Source organism: Bacillus niameyensis (assembly GCF_001375535.1).
GTDB classification, from domain to species: domain Bacteria; phylum Bacillota; class Bacilli; order Bacillales; family Bacillaceae_C; genus Lederbergia; species Lederbergia niameyensis.
Window position 1 is genome coordinate 4,420,582 of the sequence record NZ_LN831197.1, and the last position, 23,353, is coordinate 4,443,934.

The window sequence follows — 23,353 nt, forward strand, 5'->3', positions numbered from 1 at the left end:
TGGATTACTCCTCCCATACTTTTCCATCTTCTCGAATATAGATTCTCTTTTTTTCATCAGAACTTGGCAGGGAAGCCAGGAATGTGCGGGATGTTGTTTCAATTATGAATCCATCAGGAAGTTCTTCTTCTATGTCCGCTGTAAAATATTCATGCTCTGAAAAATATTTACTTTCAAAATAATAGACTTTTCGAAGTTGCCATTTTTTCACTTCATCTTCTGAGATGGTAGGTAGTTCCTGATCAGGTTTGTCTGTAAAGAAAACATAGCCCCATAATTCTGGGTAGTGCATGTTAATAATTCCCTGTGGGGACCATACCCAATTATCTTCAGGATAAGGCCGGCCTGTTGTTGGATTAATTTTCTTTACATACTGATTATCTTTCACTTCGACTTGCCATTGAACACGGGAGAAGTTGACGCGCCAAAATTCTCCTGATCTTGGTGGTCGCCCTGCCTTGGCACATTCTTTCAGGATTTTCCATGGCATTGCCACTTCAATGCTCCATTTACGATTTTCTTTTTGGTGAGAGGGATCGTTGAGTTTTCCATCAATGTGTACAGCAGTTTTCATGCCGTTAATGTCCCAGCCATTGATAGGTGGTCCACCATCACGATACGGTTTGACTAATAATAAATCCCAAACAGTGTTTAGGGCATTGATTTCAAACTCATAGTAGTTATGAGTATCGCCATCAGGATCTATGAAAATTTCAAAATCATTATCGTGGAAAATAACAGAGTCCCTTTCTGTTAATGTTGCCCAAATTTCATCTTCAATTAACTCTGCACCGAAGTAAAAATACTCATCGTCCCATAGCATTTTTACTCTCGTTTGTTTCGTAGGGAGTGGCTTGGAATCGCCTTCAATATCAACGAAATCTTCAGTCCATGGTGCTTTTTCCCAAAATGGTTTATCCAATTTCCCATCTAACTGCAGCGGTTCATCCGCTCTTTGGCAAAGATAACGAAGCGGTGCATAGGTTGAGATGGATGGCACTGGAATCGCATTTTTCAATTTGATCACTTCCTTAAAATAATGTTGTAACTGTTACCGATCACATTACATCATGACGGAAGTAGAAATAATAAATATAATTTCTATGGAATCCGCTTTCTATATGATATAACATTGTTAGTGTAACTGAAAATAATATGCAAAGAGGGGAAAGCAAATGGCAAAAAAATATAAAGTAGTAGGGTATGCTGGGGACGGCTCCTTACCTAGTATTACTACGGAAGATGCTTTGAAATTAACTCATTTAAACGTAGCATTTGGCCATGTGAAAAATGACGAGATTCGAATCGATCATTTGAAAAATTTGGATCATCTAAAAGAATTGAAGAAAGCGAATCCAGAACTTACTATTTTACTATCTGTGGGCGGTTGGAGTGCTGGGGGGTTCTCGGAAGCAGCTTCTACTCAAGAAGGCAGGAAGCTAATGGCAGATAGCGCTGTTAAAATTCTAAAAGAGCATACTTTGGATGGAATTGATCTTGATTGGGAATATCCTTGCTATGGTGAAGCTGGTATTGGATCTTCGCCAGCTGATAAAGAAAACTTTACATATTTATTAAAGGAAATAAGAGAGTCATTGGATGCGCTTGAAAAGGAAACGGGAAAATATTATCTCCTCACGATTGCGGCAGGAGCAGACCAGTATTATGTTGATGGGACTGAGATGGCAGAAGTTCAAAGGTATTTAGATTACGTGCAGCTCATGACTTACGACATGCGCGGAGGGTTCCAAACGTTGACTGGTCACCATACGAATTTATATACACCAACAGGTGATCTTTTCAGAATTAGTGTTCAAAAATCAGTTGAAATATTTATGCAAGCTGGTGTTCCGCGAGAGAAAATCGTGATTGGCGCTGCGTTCTATTCACGCATGTGGAAGGATGTACCAAATAAAAATAACGGTTTACATCAGATGACGGCAGGTTCTGGAGGATATGGACCGGATTATTCTCAGCTTGACGCTGAATACATTAACAAGAACGGCTTTACCCGTTTTTGGGATGACGAAGCAAAAGCTCCTTATCTTTTCGATGGCAGTACGTTTATTACGTATGATGATGAAGAATCGATCGAACATAAATGTAAATACGTATCTAGTGAGAAACTCGGAGGAATTATGTTCTGGGAATACAAATGTGATGAAACCCACCGTCTTCTAGATGCGATGGATAAGTCACTAAATTAGTATTGGGGTGCTCTTAGGAAGTTGCGATTTTTAGCGACTTCTTGAGAGCTTTTTTTGTCTGGTTGGATGATATAATTTTGGGGGAGAGGACACTGGTATAATTCGGATGCGGATTTGTCGTTCTATTATAGAGGAGGACATGGAATAATAGTTACGAATTGGATCGAATCGTGCCCGTTTTGGATGGAAGCACGGTAACAAGGTAACGATTCGGAGTGAATCGTGCCCGTTTTGGATGGAAGCACGGTAACAAGGTAACGATTCGGAGTGAATCGTGCCCGTTTTGGATGGAAGCACGGTAACAAGGTAACGATTCGGAGTGAATCGTGCCCGTTTTGGATGGGACCACGGCAACATGGTAACGATCCGGGTTGAATCGTTCTCGTATCGGATGGGAACACGCCAACACGGTAACGATTGGGATCGAATCGTGCCCGTTCCGGATGGGAACATGGCAACATGGTAACGATTTGGGTTGAATCGTTACCGTTTCGGATGAGACCACGGAAAAATGGTAACGATTCGGAATCAATCGTTCCAGTTGAATCATGTCCATCATTAGTGTCTGGCACTTGTTCAACTTCAGCTCCTGAATAAAATGATTCCCTGAAGCCTAGTGATAATCCTAACTTTTGCCTTTCAGCTCAATTCCCTATATGATTTTCTTAGAAAAAAAGAAGGGATGAACGATGATGACATTTGAAGAAGTTTTACCATTATTAAAAGCTGGAAAAAAAGTGATTCGCGAAGGATGGCCTGGAGCGGAATTATATGTGAAATTAGTTGAGGAATCAACTTTTGATCAAGAAAAATTGAATCCATATTTTTTAATTAATGTTGAAGGGGAAGGCTATACGATGTTTACCCCAACAGTTTGTGACTTATTAGCTGAGGATTGGGTAGAGGTTAAATAACGAAAGTGATGGGACAACGAGATGGAATTTGAAGGGAAAACTGTTTTTATAACAGGAGCTGCCTCTGGAATTGGGCATGCTCAAGCAATTGCCTTTTTGGAAAAGGGTGCGAATGTATTTGCCCTCGATATTAAAAAGCAAGGTTTAGAAATACTCACTGAAAAATATAAACATTTTTCTTATAAAGTTGGATCTGTTACAGATCGATCCATTATTGAAGAAGCCGTTCAACAGGCTATAAGTGAATTTGCGTCGATCGATATTTTAATCAATACAGCTGGAATATTAGATGGCTACGCGACAACATTGGCAACAGATGAAATGCTATGGGACAAGGTGATGAACACAAATGTCAAAGGCATGTATCTTGTCACGAATGCTGTGCTCCCTTACATGTTGAAACAAGAGAAAGGGATTATTATTAACATGGCATCAATTGCGGGACTTGTTGCTGGCGGCGGGGGAGCAGCGTATACAGCTTCTAAACATGCGGTTATTGGTTATACGAAACAACTGACCTTTGATTACAGCAGGCAAGGAATCCGAGCGAACGTACTTGCACCTGGGGCGATTCAAACGCCAATGAATCAGGCGGATTTCGAAGGGGAAGCAGAAATGGCTAAATGGGTGGCTAATGAAACACCAGCTGGGAGATGGGCGCAGCCAGATGAGGTGGCAAAAGCGACCCTCTTTTTAGCAAGCGCGGGAGCAAGTTACATACAAGGGGCAGTTCTTCCAATTGATGGCGGATGGATCGTAAAGTAAATTGGCTATATACAAAATTAGATAATCTGTGATACAATTTGCAGGCAAGTATTTTAACTTGCACTACGGCACTTCTTCTTCTTTGGCCGTGGTTATTACTAAAATAGCAAATTTGCTATTTTACAAAGGAGATTCATATGAGTAGAACAACATTAGAGACAAGCTCCCGGATTAAGAGTCAGGAGCTGGTCAAAGCTGCATTAGTTACGGCATTATATGTAGTCGTAACCTTTCTATTATCTGTTATTAGTTTCGGTCCACTTCAATTGCGTTTAGCAGAAATGTTTAACTATTTAGCTCTCTATCATAAACGATATGTTTTTGCCGTCACTTTAGGAGTCGTGATTGCCAACTTCATGTCGCCAACATGGATACTGGATGTTCCCATTGGAGCAACAGCTACATTTCTCGCATTAATTCTTTGTCGCGCTCTGACGAAAAGAATTAAAAACGACATTTTAAAAATCACCATAACCGCAATTGTTTTTGCGATTTCCATGTTTTCAATTGCGTTTCAATTTCATGTTTTATTAAATTTTCCATTCTTCTACACATGGTTCACAATGGCTGTAGGTGAGCTCTTTTCGATGACAGTCGGGGGAATCATTATTCATTTTGTAAGTAAAAAATTTGATTTAACGAAGTAAGAGACGGCAGTGATCGTCTCTTTTTTTTGAGGAATTTCTTCTGAATTTTAAAAAACACCTTGCTTCCTTAATTTGGATTTGGTATAATTTTAAAAATATTTAAATGCAACGAAGAGGAATAGTAGGATTTTTGAAGCGATCAGAGAGCTGTTGGATGGTGTGAAACAGCCGTGGATCAATCTGAACTCACCTTGAAGCAGCCCACTGAAATGTGAAAAGTAGGTGGGGACGGAACCTAACCGTTATAGTAGGGGGATATAAGGTTTTTTAAAACCTATGTCTACCTGAGTGCATACATTTTTTGTATGAATTAGAGTGGTACCGCGATCGATGACAAAGTCTTTCGTCTCTATATAGTTTATAGAGGCGAAGGGCTTTTTTTGTTTTTTAGAAAAAGAGAAGAGGGCGGGGATTGAATTGAAAAACGTTGATAAGTATGCAAGAGGTTATTTTATGCCTCCAGAGATGAGCTTGAATTGGGCAAAGAAAGAATATATAACAGAAGCCCCTACTTGGTGTAGTGTGGATCTTCGCGATGGTAACCAAGCGTTGGTTGTACCGATGAATCTAGAGGAAAAGCTTGAATATTTTCAAATGCTTGTGGAAATTGGGTTTAAGGAAATTGAAGTAGGTTTTCCGGCGGCATCTGAAACAGAATACGTATTTTTGCGCAGATTGATTGAAGACAATTTGATACCAGATGATGTAACGATTCAAGTGTTGACTCAATCAAGAGAGCATATTATCCAAAAGACTTTTGAATCTTTGCGTGGTGCAAAAAGTGCGGTTGTTCATCTTTATAATTCAACATCGGTTGCTCAGCGTGAACAAGTATTCAGAAAGTCGAAGGAAGAAATTATTGAAATCGCTGTTTCAGGTGCGAAGTTATTGCAAAAATATGCGGAAGAAACGGAGGGGAATTTCAAGTTTCAATATTCTCCTGAAAGCTTTACGGGAACGGAAATTAATTTTGCGTTGGACATTTGTAATGCGGTTTTAGATGTTTGGAAGCCGACAGCCGACAATAAAGTGATTATTAATTTGCCGGCAACTGTAGAGATGTCGATGCCACACGTATACGCTAGTCAAATAGAATACATGAGTAATCACTTGGATTATCGAGAAAATGTGATTTTGTCCCTTCATCCCCATAATGATCGAGGAACGGGGGTTGCTGATGCTGAGCTTGGGCTGCTTGCAGGTGGGGAGAGAATCGAGGGAACGCTATTTGGAAATGGTGAAAGAACAGGGAATGTTGATGTTGTAACACTTGCCTTGAATATGTTTTCCCATGGTGTGGATCCTAAACTAAACTTTGAAAACATCCTTGAGATTATTGAAGTTTATGAACGGATGACGAAAATGAAGATCAATGAGAGACAGCCATATGCAGGGAAGCTTGTATTTGCCGCCTTTTCGGGTTCTCATCAGGATGCAATTGCGAAAGGGATGAAGTGGCGAGAAGAAAAAGACTGCGAAAAATGGACTGTACCTTATTTGCTTATCGATCCAAAAGATATTGGAAGAGAGTATGAAGGTGATGTCATTCGCATTAATAGCCAGTCAGGGAAAGGTGGCATTGGGTATGTTCTTGAACAACAATATGGACTGGACCTGCCCCCGAAAATGCGTGAAAGTTTTGGCTATATAGTGAAAGACGAATCTGACAAATTCCAAAAAGAGCTTTTGCCAGATGAAATATATGGAATTTTTATGAAGGAGTATGTGAATGTTTCTACTCCAGTAGAGTTTCTGCATTACGCGTATACGAAATCCGATGATTATGAAACAAAAGTAACGGTTAACATCAAAGGTGAAGTTGAAGAATTGACAGGTTTCGGTAACGGCCGTTTTGATGCGATCAACAATGCCTTACAACAAAAGCTAGGAATTCAATATTCGGATTTAGTTTATAAGGAGCATGCCCAGGAAACCGGCTCAAAATCGAATGCCGTATCATATGTCGGAATTACAGCCGCAGATGGTTCTGTGTATTGGGGAAGCGGAATAGATGCGGATATTATGACCTCGTCCGTTAAGGCGCTTTGTAGTGCGGTGAATAATTTGCTGAAAGGTTAGGGAAATGCCAGGTTCCAGAACAATGGTAATTGTTTTGTAGCCTGGCATTTTATTTTGTTATTACACTGGAGCTAAGTCGAAGACTAACAGGAAACGTCTTAGGAGATGGTCACTGTAACGATTGGCTCTGAATCGTTCCCGTATTGCGGTGACCGCATATGAAAAGGTAACGATTGGCTCTGAATCGTTCCCGTATTGCGGTGACCGCATATGAAAAGGTAACGATTGGCCCTGAATCGTTCCCGTATTGCGGTGATCGCATATGAAAAGGTAACGATTGGCTCTGAATCGTTCCCGTATTGCGGTGATCGCATATGAAAGGTAACGATTGGTCGTGAATCGTTCCCGTATTGCGGTGATCGCATATGAAAAGGTAACGATTAGCCCTGAATCGTTCCCGTATTGCGGTGATCGCATATGAAAAGGTAACGATTAGCCCTGAATCGTTCCCGTATTGCGGTGATCGCATATGAAAGGTAACGATTGGTCGTGAATCGTTCCCGTATTGCGGTGATCGCATATGAAAAGGTAACGATTGGCTCTGAATCGTTCCCGTATTGCGGTGATCGCATATGAAAAGGTAACGATTGGCTCTGAATCGTTCCCGTATTGCGGTGATCGCATATGAAAAGGTAACGATTGGCTCTGAATCGTTCCCGTATTGCGGTGATCGCATATGAAAAGGTAACGATTGGCTCTGAATCGTTCCCGTATTGCGGTGATCGCATATGAAAAGGTAACGATTGGCTCTGAATCGTTCCCGTATTGCGGTGATCGCATATGAAAAGGTAACGATTGGCTCTGAATCGTTCCCGTATTGCGGTGATCGCATATGAAAAGGTAACGATTGGCTCTGAATCGTTCCCGTATTGCGGTGATCGCATATGAAAAGGTAACGATTGGCTCTGAATCGTTCCCGTATTGCGGTGATCGCATATGAAAAGGTAACGATTGGCTCTGAATCGTTCCCGTATTGCGGTGATCGCATATGAAAAGGTAACGATTGGCTCTGAATCGTTCCCGTATTGCGGTGATCGCATATGAAAAGGTAACGATTGGCTCTGAATCGTTCCCGTATTGCGGTGATCGCATATGAAAAGGTAACGATTGGCTCTGAATCGTTCCCGTATTGCGGTGATCGCATATGAAAAGGTAACGATTGGCTCTGAATCGTTCCCGTATTGCGGTGATCGCATATGAAAAGGTAACGATTGGCTCTGAATCGTTCCCGTATTGCGGTGATCGCATATGAAAAGGTAACGATTGGCTCTGAATCGTTCCCGTATTGCGGTGATCGCATATGAAAAGGTAACGATTGGCTCTGAATCGTTCCCGTATTGCGGTGATCGCATATGAAAAGGTAACGATTGGCTCTGAATCGTTCCCGTATTGCGGTGATCGCATATGAAAAGGTAACGATTGGCTCTGAATCGTTCCCGTATTGCGGTGATCGCATATGAAAAGGTAACGATTGGCTCTGAATCGTTCCCGTATTGCGGTGATCGCATATGAAAAGGTAACGATTGGCTCTGAATCGTTCCCGTATTGCGGTGATCGCATATGAAAAGGTAACGATTGGCTCTGAATCGTTCCCGTATTGCGGTGATCGCATATGAAAAGGTAACGATTGGCTCTGAATCGTTCCCGTATTGCGGTGATCGCATATGAAAAGGTAACGATTGGCTCTGAATCGTTCCCGTATTGCGGTGATCGCATATGAAAAGGTAACGATTGGCTCTGAATCGTTCCCGTATTGCGGTGATCGCATATGAAAAGGTAACGATTGGCTCTGAATCGTTCCCGTATTGCGGTGATCGCATATGAAAAGGTAACGATTGGCTCTGAATCGTTCCCGTATTGCGGTGATCGCATATGAAAAGGTAACGATTGGCTCTGAATCGTTCCCGTATTGCGGTGATCGCATATGAAAAGGTAACGATTGGCTCTGAATCGTTCCCGTATTGCGGTGATCGCATATGAAAAGGTAACGATTGGCTCTGAATCGTTCCCGTATTGCGGTGATCGCATATGAAAAGGTAACGATTGGCTCTGAATCGTTCCCGTATTGCGGTGATCGCATATGAAAAGGTAACGATTGGCTCTGAATCGTTCCCGTATTGCGGTGATCGCATATGAAAAGGTAACGATTGGCTCTGAATCGTTCCCGTATTGCGGTGATCGCATATGAAAAGGTAACGATTGGCTCTGAATCGTTCCCGTATTGCGGTGATCGCATATGAAAAGGTAACGATTGGCTCTGAATCGTTCCCGTATTGCGGTGATCGCATATGAAAAGGTAACGATTGGCTCTGAATCGTTCCCGTATTGCGGTGATCGCATATGAAAAGGTAACGATTGGCTCTGAATCGTTCCCGTATTGCGGTGATCGCATATGAAAAGGTAACGATTGGCTCTGAATCGTTCCCGTATTGCGGTGATCGCATATGAAAAGGTAACGATTGGCTCTGAATCGTTCCCGTATTGCGGTGATCGCATATGAAAAGGTAACGATTGGCTCTGAATCGTTCCCGTATTGCGGTGATCGCATATGAAAAGGTAACGATTGGCTCTGAATCGTTCCCGTATTGCGGTGATCGCATATGAAAAGGTAACGATTGGCTCTGAATCGTTCCCGTATTGCGGTGATCGCATATGAAAAGGTAACGATTGGCTCTGAATCGTTCCCGTATTGCGGTGATCGCATATGAAAAGGTAACGATTGGCTCTGAATCGTTCCCGTATTGCGGTGATCGCATATGAAAAGGTAACGATTGGCTCTGAATCGTTCCCGTATTGCGGTGATCGCATATGAAAAGGTAACGATTGGCTCTGAATCGTTCCCGTATTGCGGTGATCGCATATGAAAAGGTAACGATTGGCTCTGAATCGTTCCCGTATTGCGGTGATCGCATATGAAAAGGTAACGATTGGCTCTGAATCGTTCCCGTATTGCGGTGATCGCATATGAAAAGGTAACGATTGGCTCTGAATCGTTCCCGTATTGCGGTGATCGCATATGAAAAGGTAACGATTGGCTCTGAATCGTTCCCGTATTGCGGTGATCGCATATGAAAAGGTAACGATTGGCTCTGAATCGTTCCCGTATTGCGGTGATCGCATATGAAAAGGTAACGATTGGCTCTGAATCGTTCCCGTATTGCGGTGATCGCATATGAAAAGGTAACGATTGGCTCTGAATCGTTCCCGTATTGCGGTGATCGCATATGAAAAGGTAACGATTGGCTCTGAATCGTTCCCGTATTGCGGTGATCGCATATGAAAAGGTAACGATTGGCTCTGAATCGTTCCCGTATTGCGGTGATCGCATATGAAAAGGTAACGATTGGCTCTGAATCGTTCCCGTATTGCGGTGATCGCATATGAAAAGGTAACGATTGGCTCTGAATCGTTCCCGTATTGCGGTGATCGCATATGAAAAGGTAACGATTGGCTCTGAATCGTTCCCGTATTGCGGTGATCGCATATGAAAAGGTAACGATTGGCTCTGAATCGTTCCCGTATTGCGGTGATCGCATATGAAAAGGTAACGATTGGCTCTGAATCGTTCCCGTATTGCGGTGATCGCATATGAAAAGGTAACGATTGGCTCTGAATCGTTCCCGTATTGCGGTGATCGCATATGAAAAGGTAACGATTGGCTCTGAATCGTTCCCGTATTGCGGTGATCGCATATGAAAAGGTAACGATTGGCTCTGAATCGTTCCCGTATTGCGGTGATCGCATATGAAAAGGTAACGATTGGCTCTGAATCGTTCCCGTATTGCGGTGATCGCATATGAAAAGGTAACGATTGGCTCTGAATCGTTCCCGTATTGCGGTGATCGCATATGAAAAGGTAACGATTGGCTCTGAATCGTTCCCGTATTGCGGTGATCGCATATGAAAAGGTAACGATTGGCTCTGAATCGTTCCCGTATTGCGGTGATCGCATATGAAAAGGTAACGATTGGCTCTGAATCGTTCCCGTATTGCGGTGATCGCATATGAAAAGGTAACGATTGGCTCTGAATCGTTCCCGTATTGCGGTGATCGCATATGAAAAGGTAACGATTGGCTCTGAATCGTTCCCGTATTGCGGTGATCACATATGAAAAGGTAACGATTGGCTCTGAATCGTTCCCATTATGTGCAGATCGCTGCCAAAAAGGCTTGTAAAACCCGAAAACGATAATGAAACATTTTAAAAAAACGTTATAGTAATCAAAGAGTGTTCATCAAAGTTGACCAATCTGTTCACCTCCACAAAATTCGAGGCAAACTACAAGTCTTCAAGATTCTTTGGTTCGCTTTCTACATAATGGGTTGCCTTCCCAAATCCCTTAATAATGTAATATTTTGCAAGAATCCTCCTGATTGTTTTAGGTGATACCATGCTAGCACACCAATCCTCAATGATATTGACCGTCATTTTTTTCTTAGGGAAGAGAAGTTGAAATTGCTTTATACACCTTACAACTCCCAAGTCAACCTTTTCTACATGTTTGCAATTAAGACATATGAGACTACTGCCTTTTACAATTGTATTCAAAGAACGGCAGGTAGCACAATCTAATCCTTTTTTTAGTTGATCATAATGATAATGGGGAATCCTGTCCGAAAAGTTTTCCTCCATATGGCTACTTATTAATTTTTCGGCTAATGTAAAATGACTCTTTCCTGGTTTGAACGGATTACCTTTTAATTGATGAAGAAATCGATTCACTTGTGTTGGTAAAATGATCGGTAAATTTCGAGGGGCTAGGTATAAAGTGAATTCGGGATTGATAAAAATGAGGGAGCTCTTGATTTTAAGATTGAACCCATGTTTTTTAAGAAATTGTTGAAGAAGTATTTCAGATCGTCGTAATTGGGAAACGGGATTTTGGATTTCTGTTCCATACCCAGTGTACCATTTGCCAGACTCTATGTAATAATCACCTTGAAAGTTTTTGACTTCGAATAGATGCAGGATTTTTTGGGCGGCAAGGACAGCGTCGATTTGGAATAAACTGTTGAGTTGTTCAAATAATAAATTATGAAGAATGAGGCTGCCATTGTTAACCTCTCTAAGTAATTCGGAAAAAATTCTTTCCCCTTCTTCACCCTTTTTCAAACCGTCGTAATATTGCCTCTGCTCTTCATCAGGATCGAACCGTGTGTACAAGGTACGAAAAAATTGCATCTTTTTGGTTTCTTCATAAGGTTTAATAACCATTTTCCACAACCTTTCATTTTTCTTAACTATAATAGTAACAGGCTTTTCTATCAATTCAACAAAAATCGTTTTGGAAATAATGTTGTAACCGATCTTATTCTATGGTAGATTAATATAATTATATTTCAGTCTTTATGATTCTAGGAGATGGTAGAAAGTGGGACAGGCACTGACAACTAGACAAATTCAATCATGGCGTATGGCCATTTATTTTTATTTTGGACTGTCTGGTTTTGCTATGGCATCTTGGGTGGCGCAAACCCCAAATATTCGCGATGCATTGGGCGTTTCAACAGCGCAAATGGGATGGATTATTTTTGGACTCTCTACTGGTTCGATTATCGGCCTTTTGTGTGCAAGTCATTTAATCGCACGTTTTGGCGGTCGTGTCATTATGCTAATAGGACTTGGACTTAGCTCCCTCGGCCTTATCACTGTAGGATTGGGTAGTTCATGGTTTCCACATGTGTTTATCGTGTTTAGTGCCCTTGCTATTTTCGGTTTCGGAATTGGAATATGTGATGTAGCGATGAATGTAGAAGGGACGGCCATTGAACAAACGGTGAAAAAATCGATTTTAACGGGTTTTCACGCTGTCTATAGTTTAGGGACTTTTTTTGGTGCCATTATTGGTTTTATTGTAAATAAACTCGATTTGCTTATTATGACGCATTTGTTTGTGATTGCCCTTATTGTACTAGTCTTAATCGTAGTTTTCTTTCGTTTTGTGCCAGTAGGGACTGGTCAAGATAAAAATGAGGATGCAAATGAGCCACCGATGACAGCGAAAGAGCGTCTTGCTGTCTGGAAGGAACAAAGAACAGTTCTTATTGGCATAATCGTACTTGGAATGGCTTTTGCTGAAGGGTCTGCTGGAGATTGGTTACCATTAGTGATCGTGGATGGTTATGACAAAACCCCTGCAGCCGGTTCATTAATGTTTGGTTTATTCGTAGCGACAATGACTATTAGTCGCGGGGTGGGGGATATTCTTCTCAATAAGTTTGGAAGGGTAGCGATTTTAAGGGCTTCTGCGATTTCGGCAGCACTTGGACTCATCATCGTCATATTCGGTGGAAACTATTATACAGCAGCTATTGGAATAGTCCTTTGGGGATTCGGTTCAGCCTATGGATTTCCAGTTGGATTATCTGCAGCTGGTGATAATCCACGCGGAGTGGCTGCCCGAGTTGGCGCAGTTACAACAGTCGGATATATGGCTTTCCTTGTTGGTCCCCCGGTATTAGGAGCTATCGCAGAAGTGGTCGGTTTACTACGGGCATTAATTTTTGTGTTGATTGGTGTGACAGTTGCTGGGTTGTTATCACATGCTGCGAGGCCAATAAAGACTGCCGATAAGAAGTTAGAGGAACAAACTGTGGAACAATAGAATTAAAAAGGGCGGTGCAGCATTGAACTGCATCGCCCTCGGTATATCTTTATTGCAGACTTTTTTTGCGAATCGGTTTTAAAATAATCGCTAAAATTACAACAATTGCTGCAAGAACGACTGTAGAATAAAATAACCCGCTATACCCATCCTGTGCAGCGATCAAGGTAATTTGATCAACACTTGTCTGGATGACATCCTTTAACTCGGGATTTTGAATATTCTCTAATAAACTACTGTAATCTTTGGTAGTCGTCGATACATTGCTAGCTATTTGTTGGAATTCTTCCATGGCTTCCGCGCTCAAATCTGCTTTTTGCATATTTTCTTGAAGAATTTTACTGAAATCATTTTTGAATATGCTTGGAATTTGACTAAATCCTCGTGCAATAAATCCTGCATAAATGGTCGGAGCAATCGTCATTCCAATTTGACGAGCAAGTGAAAGTCCAGCGAGCGCTGAACCTTTGTCTTTTTTTATTCGTTCTGTCGCTAAAATGTTCAAAGGCGCCCCCAGCAGAATCCCCATTCCAAAACCGGCGATACTAGAAGCAATGACAAATTGCCATTTTACCTCTATCCATGTTGGGAATAGTACAAAGCCAATGGCTGTAATAAAACCAGATAAAAAAACTGCAAGAATGGGTCCTCTTTTATCGACGAGTGTGCCTCCAAGAGCAGCCCCAACACCTGATGCTAATGCTAATGGGGTCATCCAATAACCGGAGTATTCAGCAGCCACTCCTAAAACTTGCTCCGAGAAAGCGGGTATGAAAATCATCCCTGCCAGTAAACCACCTGATAATGCCCCAATTAATAATGTAAGTAAGTACGTAGGCTGAGCTAATAAACTCACGGGTAGTACAGGATCTCCATTACGCTTTTCTAATAAACGATCATAGAAAATGAGGACTGTAAATAACAAAATTCCAGCTAATAGATAGCCGTAAACGTTAAGTGTTGCGATGCTTTCCCAGAAAGAAGTACCTTCAATGTTTGTTAGACCGTACATGATGCCAAGGACGGATAAGGATAAAAGAACAGTTCCGACTAAATCTAGTTTTCCAACAGAAGGTTCTTTTGTTTCCGGGATTTTAAAGTATCCGAGAACAATTAAAACGAGTGCAATCGGTACGTTAATTAAGAATAAAAAATGCCAATTACCCGTTACATCTAAAATAATACTACCGAGATTTGGGCCTAATACAGCACCTACCCCGTTCATAGCACCTAATAAACCAAGCGCTTTTCCTTGTTTTTCAACCGGGAAAGTACTTAAAACATGGGAGCTTCCGATGATAAAGATTCCTCCGCCGCCCATTGCCTGAATGAAGCGTGCAGCTAGATAAAATTCAAAGTTTGGGCTTAAAGCGACTAGTAAAGAACCTAATCCAAATAAGACAACTTCGACGATAAAAAGCTTTTTACGCCCGTATCGATCTGAAATCTTACCAATAATCGGAATGCTTATTGCCAAGCCTAATGTATAGATGGTGACACCCCAGGCTCCCCAATTAGCAGGAACTTCAAATGAGCTGTTAATCGTTGTTAGTGCAGCGCTAATAATTCCATTATCAAGAGCTGCCATAAATACACCGATACAAAATAATGTGATCGCCCAGGTCGAGCTCGACAATCGTTTGCTCATTCCTTCATCTCCTTTGAATGTAAGGGTTACAATTATAATAGCATTATACTACTCAGTATTCTTTAAATCTATGGCGGTTAGCAAGGTGTTTAAAGTGTAGTTATTCATTTTCCGAATCATCTTTTGAACTATACTATATTTCTAGATATTGTAGCCTTTATTTCTGGAAATATAGTGCTTTTTTCTTTAAAAATGGAATGTCTTAACGCTAATTATGTCGAAAATAAACGTTTGGGAATCTGAAAATTCGGCAAAAGGCGCAAATCTTGTCTGCTAAAATATGGTTGTACATACATAAAAGGAGGCAATTCCGTTGAAGAGAATCAAAAGTCATATTTTTACGCTATTGTTACTTTTTATTTTTTTAGCTGGATGCAGTGAGTCTACGAGCAAGAAAGAGGAACAAGAGCAAGATGATAAGAGTAAAAAGGAGATTGTTTTAATTGAAGATGAAGAAGAAGGAACAGCTAGCAATCCATTAACAATTAATGTTGCATATCCGTGGGGTGAGGAACAATTTAATGAGCGTTTCCTGCCGATTGAGGATGCTTTAGAAAATGTTGATATCATTTTCAATTGGTATGATGGCACTAGCGAAGGATTACAGGAATTATTTGCTGCTGAAATCGTGCCGGATATTATCATTTCGGCACCAGATAATATTGGGCCACTTGAGGAATTAGATGCTATATATCCATTAGACGATCTTGTAGAACAAGTAGGTTTTGATTTAACACGAATTAATCCAGCCCTTCTTTCACTTGTAAGAGGTTTTGACTCAGAAAAGCGTTTAATCGGTTTACCAGATGGGACAGGCCTTTTTGCTTTATATTATAATAAAGAAATATTTGATTTATTTGGTGAAAGTTATCCAGATCCCGATCAGCCATTGACATGGAAAGAGACAATGGATCTTGCCAGAAAGATGACCGGTGAAAGGAATAATCAACAATATATCGGATTAGAATTTGGGGGTTGGGGTTCGACAGGGGATCTGGCAAAAGTACCTTTAAGAGAATTCGGAGTCGCGATGACCGATGCGGAAACCGGAAATGTATTGATTACCGAAAAACCAGAGTTTACAACATATTTGGAGTTGATGCGGGATTATTACAATATTCCGGGTATGCGTGATCAAGAATCTCTGGAAGGTGATCGGTTTGCACAAAGAACGGCAGCTATGACAATTCATTGGCATAATTACTTTGCATATGGTTGGGGAGATTTAGAGTATCAAGAAAATATGGACATCGCACCTGTACCTGTATGGGAAGAGCGACCAAATAGTGGACCTTACTTGGGTACAGCAGCAATGGTTGTAACTTCCTACAGTAAAAACAAGGTTACTGCATTTAAAGTATTGGAACAGTATTTATCACCGGAAAACCAAAAAAGTATTGTCAGTACTATGGCATCTGGACCAGCAGTAATTGATCCGGAGGTATTGGATAACTTCGGTGTGAAACTAGATCAATATAAGGATCGAAATACAAAACAGGTATATTTTAGTCTTGAACCAGCGGAATTTGATAATTATAGTCACTATGATCGTTACGTTCCATTCGATTTAGCAAAATTTGCGGAATCTGATATTGACATCCCTACCTTTTTACGAGAAGTGAAGGAAGAAGGAGAAAAGATTATCCAAGAGGCAAAAGCAACCAAATAACAAAATATCAGTTGATGATAAAGAGAAAAAACGTTTTAAAATGGAAGCGGTTTTTAGCAAAAACAAGTAGCACGATAATGATTTTAGAAAAACCTCACCATGCTTCTAATAATGAGGCCTGTGGTGGGGTTTTTGCATTCAGTCAATTTCATTATAACTGGTACCAAATCTATCCTGATTTATAACTACTTAAAATCTTATTAAATGGCTCATACTACATATGGGTGATGACAATGGCGTGTAAATCGGTAAAGGAATTACAAGAATTTGTTGAACAGGCGAGGTCGGTAACGGATAAGGGAAAGGTTGCTACTTACATACCTGCTCTGGGAAAAGAGAATCCGAGCGATCTATCGATTGCGATCCAATATCCAGACGATACTTGTATTTCTGCTGGGGATATAGAGAAGAAGTTTACGTTGCAAAGTATTTCAAAAGTGATTACGCTTGCACTTGTTTTAATGGATAGGGGTTTTGATTATGTGTTTGAACGTATTGGAATGGAGCCAACAGGTGAGCCGTTTAATTCGATTGCTAAGATAGAAGGGGAACAAGCAAGACCTCTTAATCCAATGATTAATTCCGGAGCATTAGTTGTGACACATATGATTAAAGGGAACTCCGTTGAAGAGAGAATAGAGCGTTTATTATCACTTATATGTGAAATGGCCAATGATAAAGAGATCGAAATTTCAAATGAAGTGGCATCGTCTGAATTTGAAACTGCCCATTTAAATCGAGCATTGGGTTATTTTTTAATGGAGCATGGATTAATCAAAGAACCTATTGAGGAGCTATTAGACTTATATACAAAACAATGTGCCATTGAAATGAATTGTCATGATTTAGCTCAGTTGGGGATGGTATTTGCCATGGATGGAATAAACCCGATTAGTGGTAAACAAATCATTCCGAAAGATATCGCTCGAATTTGTAAAACATTTATGGTTACTTGCGGTATGTATAATGAATCAGGGAGATTTGCGATCGAGATAGGGATTCCGGCAAAAAGTGGCGTTTCTGGCGGGATTATGGGTGCTGTTCCAGGGAAATTTGGCATTGGCATATTTGGTCCTTCTTTAAATAAAATTGGTAACAGCATCGGCGGGATCGAATTACTAAAGCTTCTTTCGAACAAATATCAGTTGAGTATTTTTTAGTAGTGAAGGTTACTATAATAAACACTAACACGATAATGGAGGAATTTAACATGGTCAAAGATTCTGAAGCGCATAAAGAGAAAAGAAACAATACGCCGAAACGTCCAATTGAGCAAAGAAGAGGCAAAGGCAGATCCAATGCTCGTGGCGGGAGAAATTAGCTTAAAAGGAAAATTCGCTCCCGGTGCATAAATGCATCAGGAGCGAAAGCATCTGTACTTATTTTCCCGCCATCGCTTCTTGAATTTTAGCTGTAGATTCTTCTTCTAATTCTCGTAAAACCGTTACAACATCTTTACCTTCTTTAATGGCTGTTTCTGCACTGGCAAGGTCAACGAAATCATCCCATCTGCTTACGGGTTCTTCACGGGTTACTCGATCTAGAACGTAGTATGCGGCAAGGTTTTTCCCATTGTAGATTTCGAGATCTACTGCATATTGTTTAAGTAACTCTTCATCAGCAATAGGTGGAACAGTACCTCCTGTCCGCACATGTTCTGTTAAAATTTCAGGTAAAAAATAAGCTTTTAATATTTCAAGAGCCACTTCTTTATTTTCACTGTAGTTGGTAATGACCATTGGCGTCGTTCCCATAAGCGGACCAATGGTAGGCTGGTCTGGCCAAACTGGAAACGGCACTAAGTCAAGGGATTCTACGTCATCTCCCCCAATCCAATTCAACGCTACATTAGTGGCTAACGTCATCGCTGCTCGTTTTTCAACAAAATTAGTTCCAAGACTTTCTTCCTCTCTCATCCCGGGAATATTGTAGAATTCGGCCACCAAATCAAAATATCGTTTATAAGCTTCCCTTTCATTAATTAAAACTTCACCTGTCTCTGGGTTAGTTGCTGTAGGAGCAAATTGTTGAAGAGCAAATCGACTCATACCATCTAATCCGATATATTGTACTCCGTCTCTTTCAACTGTCATTTTTCTAGCCAAATCTAAAACCTCTTGCCAAGTCATCGGCTTTTCAGGATCAGGATAATCGATTCCAAATAAATCAAATACATCTTTGTTATAATATAAACCTATAACAGATGTCCCATCCGGAAGCCCGATAGTTCTTCCTTCATCGTCATAAGCACGCAAGGAATCTAATAATGGTTGGTCAAAAATTCCGACATCAAAACCAGATTGCTCTAATAGATCGTCTAAAGGATAAATGACATCTAAGTCCTGAAGCGCAAAGATGTTCTGATCTACGATAATATCGGGTTTAATGCCGGCTGCAAACATTTCTTCAAAACCTTGTAATGTATTGGTTGATGCAACAAATTCTATTTCCACATTACCAAGGTACTCCTCAATTGGTCGGTAACGTTTATTAAAAGCATCTTCTCCCCATTGATAAGCAATTGTGATTTTAACTTTTTCTTCAGGGTCTTCATCCGTATTTTGTTCAGTAGGTTCATTTGAAGTTTCATCAGTTTGGTCATTAGCATTAGTTTCATTCTCTTTGCTATCCGTGTTTGTTTGGTTCGAACATCCAGTAAATATGAGACAAAGAAAGGTAAACATAACAAGAATAAAGCCATATCTTCGAAAGTACATTCGAAATTTAACCCCCTTTTTGAATTATTGTCATAAGTTAACTTCCTGGTAAGGTATGAAATCGCTTACTTTCTGTTGCGCCTTTTTATACGTAATAGCTTCTTATACACCTCCCCTTTGATGCTATAGGAACTAATATGCCATTCTGAATGAAAAGAGAACTAATAAAATGCTCAAAGAATGGAGATAATGAAAATAAGCCAGGTCCAGAAAGCTGGCACTGGCTGCAGTTCACACATTATCTACAAAAAATAAAACTTTCCCATAGTGTTTCATAAAAATTTTATAATCAGTATTGGCGTTCAATACGATGATTGTAGGATAAGCATTTACTTTCTGCTTTTTTAGAGTGACAAACAAATCATTCTGAACTACGCAATAAAATTTACCTTCTTGAAATTTAATAACAAGTGGGGGGAGATCGGCAACATTGGAATTATATTGAACTTCTTCGTTTTCTGTATTTATTAAGTCAATTTGGATTAGTCGCAATGGAAATTTTACTACACCAAAATATATTCGATCTTTTTTAATAGTATCATGCAAAATTGGAGTATCCTTTTTTGTTAAAAGAAGATAACATTGAATCCATTCTTCCAGGATACCTTCATTCGCGTATTGAACGGCCGATGCTAAAGTAGGTTCATACGTTAAATTTTTATTATTTTTCTTAGAATAAATGATTTTTTTAATCGAATCTAAAGATAAATAATATTCGTCTGCAAGTTCTGACAGTGATATTCCGTGGGCATATTTATTGCAAATCATTAGATTACGCTTTTTCAATTTATCTCTATAACCCGAAATTTCACCCCAAGCCCTTTTCTCTTCTCCTAGTGGAATATAAAGAAGTTTCCCAGCCGCAAATTTTTGTATTTCATTTAATAGTTCCACTGGCAATACATCCTTTGCGTTTTCATATTTCATAGCAATCACCATCTATAATGTGTAGATTCTGTTTTCCAGTTCACTTATTGATTTCATGATCGACATGCAAGATTCTGAATCGTCAATTGATGCATGCCAGCGTAATGTATCGATCCCTTTATAATAGGCCATACATAAGAATCTCTCTTTAAAATCTTCTATGACAACGTTACGGTTTTTGCAGTATTGAAAAAACAACTCCGGTATTTTCAAGTAAGGCTTATTTAAATCCATAATGGCAAAATCTAAAAGGAAATCACCTATACCAGATCTGCTCCAGTCAGGGAAACCTACCATTGTTTTCCCATCAGTAATCATATTTATAAAAAAAGTATTGTTATAGATTAAAAATCGCTTTCCTTCACAATAGCTGATTCTTTCTTCCATTTCCTTAAAATATTTTTCAAAGAATTCACGCTGCAAAAGAGTCGTTTCATACATTTCCGTCCAATTATACCAGTAGCCTTCCTTTTCGTTAGAAAATGTATCTATCAGAAATTCCTTACAGGTAGCGTACTCTAGCGTGCAATCATCATTAAACTCACCATATCCGTCTATTCCCGCAATGTTTGTTGAACTAATTTCTAAAATTTTATCAAAAAACAATTCATGATGTTCTGTAAATTCGTGAGGACTTAACTTATCCGCGACAAACCCATTTGGTGTCATGTTTATATTCTTAGAAAGCATCGACTTAAGAATATGATCCTTTCTCATTCTTATACCCCCTAATATTGATATATCAGTTGCGCACCTGAATTAAGTAAATCATATCATTGGGGACTACCGAAATATATCCAATAAACAATTATAAATAACTTTGCATATCTGTTAATGAGATCCTAATTTGGATAGGAACCTAGCTCCCTCAGTTAACCCATGGTACACTTAACTTTGAGAGAAAGCTAGATGAAGAAAAGGGGCCGGATTATGGGAACATCGAATAAAGTCGGATCGTTTAAACTTATTGCACTTGATATGGATGGAACATTATTAAATCATCAACAAGAAATATCAGAAGAAAATCAAAAAGCGATTGCGGAAGCCATGGAAAAAGGTATACACGTTGTGCTTAGTACAGGGCGTCATCTTCATTCAACCAAACCATATGCAGATTCTATGCAACTTGCTTCCTATCTAGTTGTGATTAATGGGAGTCAAATTTGGGATCCTTCTGGTAATCTACTAGAGAGTCATCCGCTTCATGAGGATTTAATTCGGTCCATATGGGAGTTGTGTAATCAACATAATGGCCGTTTTTGGGCGATGACGGCGGAATCTGAATTTCGTGATGGTTTTCCTAATGAAATCCCTGGACGTGAGTGGCTTAAATTTGGTTTTGATTTAGACACCCATGAGGTAAGAGAAGCGATTTTAACGGAGCTGCGAAAAAATAAACAATTAGAAATAAGTAATTCCAGTCCACTAAATATCGAGGTTAATGCTCTCGGAATTAATAAAGCAAATGCGTTAAAAAAGATTTGTGGTTTACTCGGCATTACGATGGATGAAGTGATGGCTGTTGGTGATAGCTTGAACGATCTAGCGATGATTCAAGAAGCTGGATGCGGTGTCGCTATGGGCAATGCTCAAAATGCTGTGAAAGAAGCAGCTGATTGGGTTACAGATACGAACGACGCTGATGGAGTTGCAAAAGCTATTCGCCACTGGGTATTGAACTAGAAGAAATTGAGGCACGATACTGTTAATCGCGTTGTACAGGTATTGTAAAAAGTTCTATGAAAACTAAAGCCTAATGTTAGTGATTCATCCCGAAACGGAGTGGAAACCCGTCGCAATCGCTCTTGACAAACACGCCAATGGTTTGAATTCAGAGTATCAAGGGCGAAGGGGACAAAAGAAGGCAGGCCAAATAAGCCCTTGGTTTTTCCAATTTTAAACCATTGGCAAGTTCGGTTTGTCAAGAGTTCGCTACGCCGATTGCTGAACAGATCCAAAAACACAAGGGCTCAGCTAAACAAAAAGTTAGGCTAACCGCTGTTGAACAATCCAATGCTGAGCTAAATCGATCAATTTTGTCCACCGTGCTGGCATGGTAGGAAGACCCGATAACGCTGTGTTCACAACAGGTACCTTTCCTTCTAAAGAGGCATGTGGCCGCAGAAAATTAAAATAAGCGACAAACAAAGTGACATAGGAAACAGAACCATGTTCTGAACCAAAGCCATGCGTGGAACGATAGTTCCCCTTGAAAGTACGATTCAATCTCTCGATGATTTGTTTTAGCGGTCTGTATTCAGTTGAAATAGGATCCTCATTGGTAAGCCCAATCACTTGTTTCACATCAAATTTGATGTCGTTCTGGGCAAAAAAGTGTTGAGCTAAAAGATAGATGGGATTTCCATCCACTACGAAGGTAAGATCTTTAGGGATATCTTGCATTTTAACTAACACTTCATCAATGGCACGAATAGCCGTTACCGTGTCGCGATTTGGAGACACTGGATAAGAGAGAATGATCTTCTTTACTGCATCAAAAAAGAAAAATAAATAGTGCCACTTTCCATTGACTCGGATATAGGTTTCATCGCCACAGAATTGATCAGAAAGCTCATAGGGATAATGATCCACATACGGTTTAAGCAATAGAGCCACACTGTTTTCGTAATTCAAAATGGTTTGGTGGGAAATTGCAACACCATGGACATCTTGCATAATGGCTGCTGTCTTACGGGCTGAAAGCCCATAATTCACATGATAGGTTAAGATCAGACCCAAAACGTGTGGCGAAGCATAAATCCTAGATAAATCGACTTTTGGTAACTCGAATGATCTCTTAGATAAAGGTCTAAAATCAATGTGAAACTGACGAAAGATATACCTCAATTTAAATGCTTGAGGATCTTTCTTAAACCGCTTTTTCTCTTTTTTAGACATGGTCTTCAGTTTCTTTCGATAATAAGAACAGTCATTATTTCTACATTTGTAGACAGAGAAATCTTTTCTTTCTTTAATCTTATCAAGGGTCTTTGCACAGTGAGGGCACTTAAGAATGGCCTCTTTAGAAAAGCGATTCTTATCACTGAAAAGGCAAGAACAAACCTTGCATTGAAACTGCCCTTTATCACCATTATTGGCGTACAGATAATCTGATGGAGCTCCACACTGTGGACAGTTCATTGTTTTTGGTACAGTGGCCTTTGCGTTAGAACGT

Annotated in this window: 19 protein-coding genes and 1 other annotated feature; of the genes, 9 read left to right on the forward strand and 10 right to left on the reverse strand. The window is 40.0% G+C overall.

Going from position 1 to position 23,353, the window contains the following annotated elements:
• Positions 1 to 4 precede the first annotated feature (4 nt).
• Positions 5 to 1,018, reverse strand: a complete 1,014-nt coding sequence (locus tag BN1243_RS20375) for a carbohydrate-binding family 9-like protein (RefSeq protein WP_062109937.1) — start codon at positions 1,016 to 1,018, stop codon at positions 5 to 7.
• Positions 1,019 to 1,175: 157 nt separating this feature from the next.
• On the opposite strand from BN1243_RS20375, the gene BN1243_RS20380 reads away from it, so the two are divergent.
• Complete coding sequence (locus tag BN1243_RS20380) at positions 1,176 to 2,207, forward strand: glycoside hydrolase family 18 protein (RefSeq protein WP_062109939.1); 1,032 nt, start codon at positions 1,176 to 1,178, stop codon at positions 2,205 to 2,207.
• Positions 2,208 to 2,332: 125 nt separating this feature from the next.
• On the opposite strand, the gene BN1243_RS22245 is transcribed toward BN1243_RS20380, so the two are convergent.
• A complete protein-coding gene (locus tag BN1243_RS22245; RefSeq protein ID WP_154669912.1) occupies positions 2,333 to 2,779 on the reverse strand; it encodes a hypothetical protein in 447 nt (148 codons plus the stop codon).
• A gap of 120 nt (positions 2,780 to 2,899) precedes the next feature.
• On the opposite strand from BN1243_RS22245, the gene BN1243_RS20385 reads away from it, so the two are divergent.
• The 4 genes from BN1243_RS20385 (at position 2,900) to BN1243_RS20400 (ending at position 6,612) form a co-directional block, all read left to right on the forward strand.
• On the forward strand, positions 2,900 to 3,121 hold the full coding sequence (locus BN1243_RS20385) for a DUF2829 domain-containing protein (protein WP_062110828.1): 222 nt from the start codon (positions 2,900 to 2,902) through the stop codon (positions 3,119 to 3,121).
• Positions 3,122 to 3,142: 21 nt separating this feature from the next.
• Positions 3,143 to 3,886 carry a 3-oxoacyl-ACP reductase gene (locus tag BN1243_RS20390; protein WP_062109941.1) on the forward strand — a complete coding sequence of 248 codons (744 nt, stop codon included), beginning with the start codon at positions 3,143 to 3,145 and terminating at the stop codon, positions 3,884 to 3,886.
• A gap of 137 nt (positions 3,887 to 4,023) precedes the next feature.
• Positions 4,024 to 4,533: a QueT transporter family protein gene (locus BN1243_RS20395; RefSeq protein WP_062109943.1), complete on the forward strand. Its 510-nt coding sequence runs from the start codon at positions 4,024 to 4,026 to the stop codon at positions 4,531 to 4,533.
• A gap of 99 nt (positions 4,534 to 4,632) precedes the next feature.
• Positions 4,633 to 4,887, forward strand: a binding site (T-box leader).
• A 63-nt stretch (positions 4,888 to 4,950) separates the two neighbouring features.
• Positions 4,951 to 6,612 (forward strand): 2-isopropylmalate synthase, encoded by a 1,662-nt coding sequence (locus BN1243_RS20400; RefSeq protein ID WP_062109945.1) that lies wholly within the window; start codon positions 4,951 to 4,953, stop codon positions 6,610 to 6,612.
• Positions 6,613 to 6,672: 60 nt separating this feature from the next.
• Here BN1243_RS20400 and BN1243_RS22800 read toward each other — a convergent pair whose 3' ends face one another.
• The 3 genes from BN1243_RS22800 to BN1243_RS20405 form a co-directional block, all read right to left on the reverse strand.
• Positions 6,673 to 7,029, reverse strand: coding sequence for a hypothetical protein (locus tag BN1243_RS22800; RefSeq protein ID WP_230200273.1), 357 nt, complete (start codon positions 7,027 to 7,029; stop codon positions 6,673 to 6,675).
• Positions 6,993 to 10,718 (reverse strand): hypothetical protein, encoded by a 3,726-nt coding sequence (locus BN1243_RS22405; RefSeq protein ID WP_230200274.1) that lies wholly within the window; start codon positions 10,716 to 10,718, stop codon positions 6,993 to 6,995. Before BN1243_RS22405 ends, BN1243_RS22800 begins: the two co-directional genes overlap by 37 nt.
• Before the next feature lie 173 nt (positions 10,719 to 10,891).
• Positions 10,892 to 11,881, reverse strand: a complete 990-nt coding sequence (locus BN1243_RS20405) for a nuclease-related domain-containing protein (protein WP_230200275.1) — start codon at positions 11,879 to 11,881, stop codon at positions 10,892 to 10,894.
• Positions 11,882 to 11,984: 103 nt separating this feature from the next.
• Here BN1243_RS20405 and BN1243_RS20410 point away from each other — a divergent pair, with 103 nt between their 5' ends.
• Positions 11,985 to 13,217, forward strand: coding sequence for an MFS transporter (locus BN1243_RS20410; RefSeq protein WP_230200276.1), 1,233 nt, complete (start codon positions 11,985 to 11,987; stop codon positions 13,215 to 13,217).
• Positions 13,218 to 13,266: 49 nt separating this feature from the next.
• On the opposite strand, the gene BN1243_RS20415 is transcribed toward BN1243_RS20410, so the two are convergent.
• Entirely contained in the window at positions 13,267 to 14,865 is a 1,599-nt protein-coding gene (locus BN1243_RS20415; RefSeq protein ID WP_062109949.1) for an MFS transporter, read from the reverse strand.
• Positions 14,866 to 15,178: 313 nt separating this feature from the next.
• Here BN1243_RS20415 and BN1243_RS20420 point away from each other — a divergent pair, with 313 nt between their 5' ends.
• Both BN1243_RS20420 and glsA read left to right on the forward strand, forming a co-directional pair.
• A complete protein-coding gene (locus BN1243_RS20420) occupies positions 15,179 to 16,534 on the forward strand; it encodes an ABC transporter substrate-binding protein (protein WP_062109951.1) in 1,356 nt (451 codons plus the stop codon).
• 233 nt (positions 16,535 to 16,767) lie between these two features.
• Positions 16,768 to 17,694: a glutaminase A gene (gene glsA, locus BN1243_RS20425; protein ID WP_062109953.1), complete on the forward strand. Its 927-nt coding sequence runs from the start codon at positions 16,768 to 16,770 to the stop codon at positions 17,692 to 17,694.
• A gap of 219 nt (positions 17,695 to 17,913) precedes the next feature.
• Here the strand turns inward: glsA and BN1243_RS20430 are convergent, their stop codons facing one another.
• From BN1243_RS20430 to BN1243_RS20440, 3 genes are all read right to left on the reverse strand, one after another.
• On the reverse strand, positions 17,914 to 19,251 hold the full coding sequence (locus BN1243_RS20430; RefSeq protein ID WP_062109955.1) for an ABC transporter substrate-binding protein: 1,338 nt from the start codon (positions 19,249 to 19,251) through the stop codon (positions 17,914 to 17,916).
• 231 nt (positions 19,252 to 19,482) lie between these two features.
• A complete protein-coding gene (locus BN1243_RS22965) occupies positions 19,483 to 20,190 on the reverse strand; it encodes a CD3324 family protein (protein WP_326569857.1) in 708 nt (235 codons plus the stop codon).
• Entirely contained in the window at positions 20,191 to 20,895 is a 705-nt protein-coding gene (locus BN1243_RS20440; protein ID WP_062106885.1) for a hypothetical protein, read from the reverse strand. It abuts the gene before it with no gap.
• 213 nt (positions 20,896 to 21,108) lie between these two features.
• Between BN1243_RS20440 and BN1243_RS20445 the strand changes: the two genes are divergently transcribed.
• Positions 21,109 to 21,861 carry a Cof-type HAD-IIB family hydrolase gene (locus BN1243_RS20445; protein WP_062106883.1) on the forward strand — a complete coding sequence of 251 codons (753 nt, stop codon included), beginning with the start codon at positions 21,109 to 21,111 and terminating at the stop codon, positions 21,859 to 21,861.
• A gap of 303 nt (positions 21,862 to 22,164) precedes the next feature.
• On the opposite strand, the gene BN1243_RS20450 is transcribed toward BN1243_RS20445, so the two are convergent.
• Positions 22,165 to 23,353, reverse strand: a 1,189-nt coding sequence (locus BN1243_RS20450) for a DDE-type integrase/transposase/recombinase (protein ID WP_062110308.1), incomplete at its 5' end; no start/stop codon positions are given.

Excerpts from the sequence above, each read along its gene's own strand:
- BN1243_RS20380 (WP_062109939.1), top strand. The coding sequence starts at position 1,176 with ATGGCAAAAAAATATAAAGTAGTAGGGTATGCTGGGGACGGCTCCTTA.
- BN1243_RS20385 (WP_062110828.1), top strand. The coding sequence starts at position 2,900 with ATGACATTTGAAGAAGTTTTACCATTATTAAAAGCTGGAAAAAAAGTG.
- BN1243_RS20390 (WP_062109941.1), top strand. The coding sequence starts at position 3,143 with ATGGAATTTGAAGGGAAAACTGTTTTTATAACAGGAGCTGCCTCTGGA.
- BN1243_RS20395 (WP_062109943.1), top strand. The coding sequence starts at position 4,024 with ATGAGTAGAACAACATTAGAGACAAGCTCCCGGATTAAGAGTCAGGAG.
- BN1243_RS22800 (WP_230200273.1), bottom strand. The coding sequence starts at position 7,029 with ATGCGATCACCGCAATACGGGAACGATTCAGGGCTAATCGTTACCTTT.
- BN1243_RS20415 (WP_062109949.1), bottom strand. The coding sequence starts at position 14,865 with ATGAGCAAACGATTGTCGAGCTCGACCTGGGCGATCACATTATTTTGT.
- glsA (WP_062109953.1), top strand. The coding sequence starts at position 16,768 with ATGGCGTGTAAATCGGTAAAGGAATTACAAGAATTTGTTGAACAGGCG.
- BN1243_RS20430 (WP_062109955.1), bottom strand. The coding sequence starts at position 19,251 with ATGTACTTTCGAAGATATGGCTTTATTCTTGTTATGTTTACCTTTCTT.
- BN1243_RS22965 (WP_326569857.1), bottom strand. The coding sequence starts at position 20,190 with ATGGTGATTGCTATGAAATATGAAAACGCAAAGGATGTATTGCCAGTG.
- BN1243_RS20440 (WP_062106885.1), bottom strand. The coding sequence starts at position 20,895 with ATGAGAAAGGATCATATTCTTAAGTCGATGCTTTCTAAGAATATAAAC.
- BN1243_RS20445 (WP_062106883.1), top strand. The coding sequence starts at position 21,109 with ATGGGAACATCGAATAAAGTCGGATCGTTTAAACTTATTGCACTTGAT.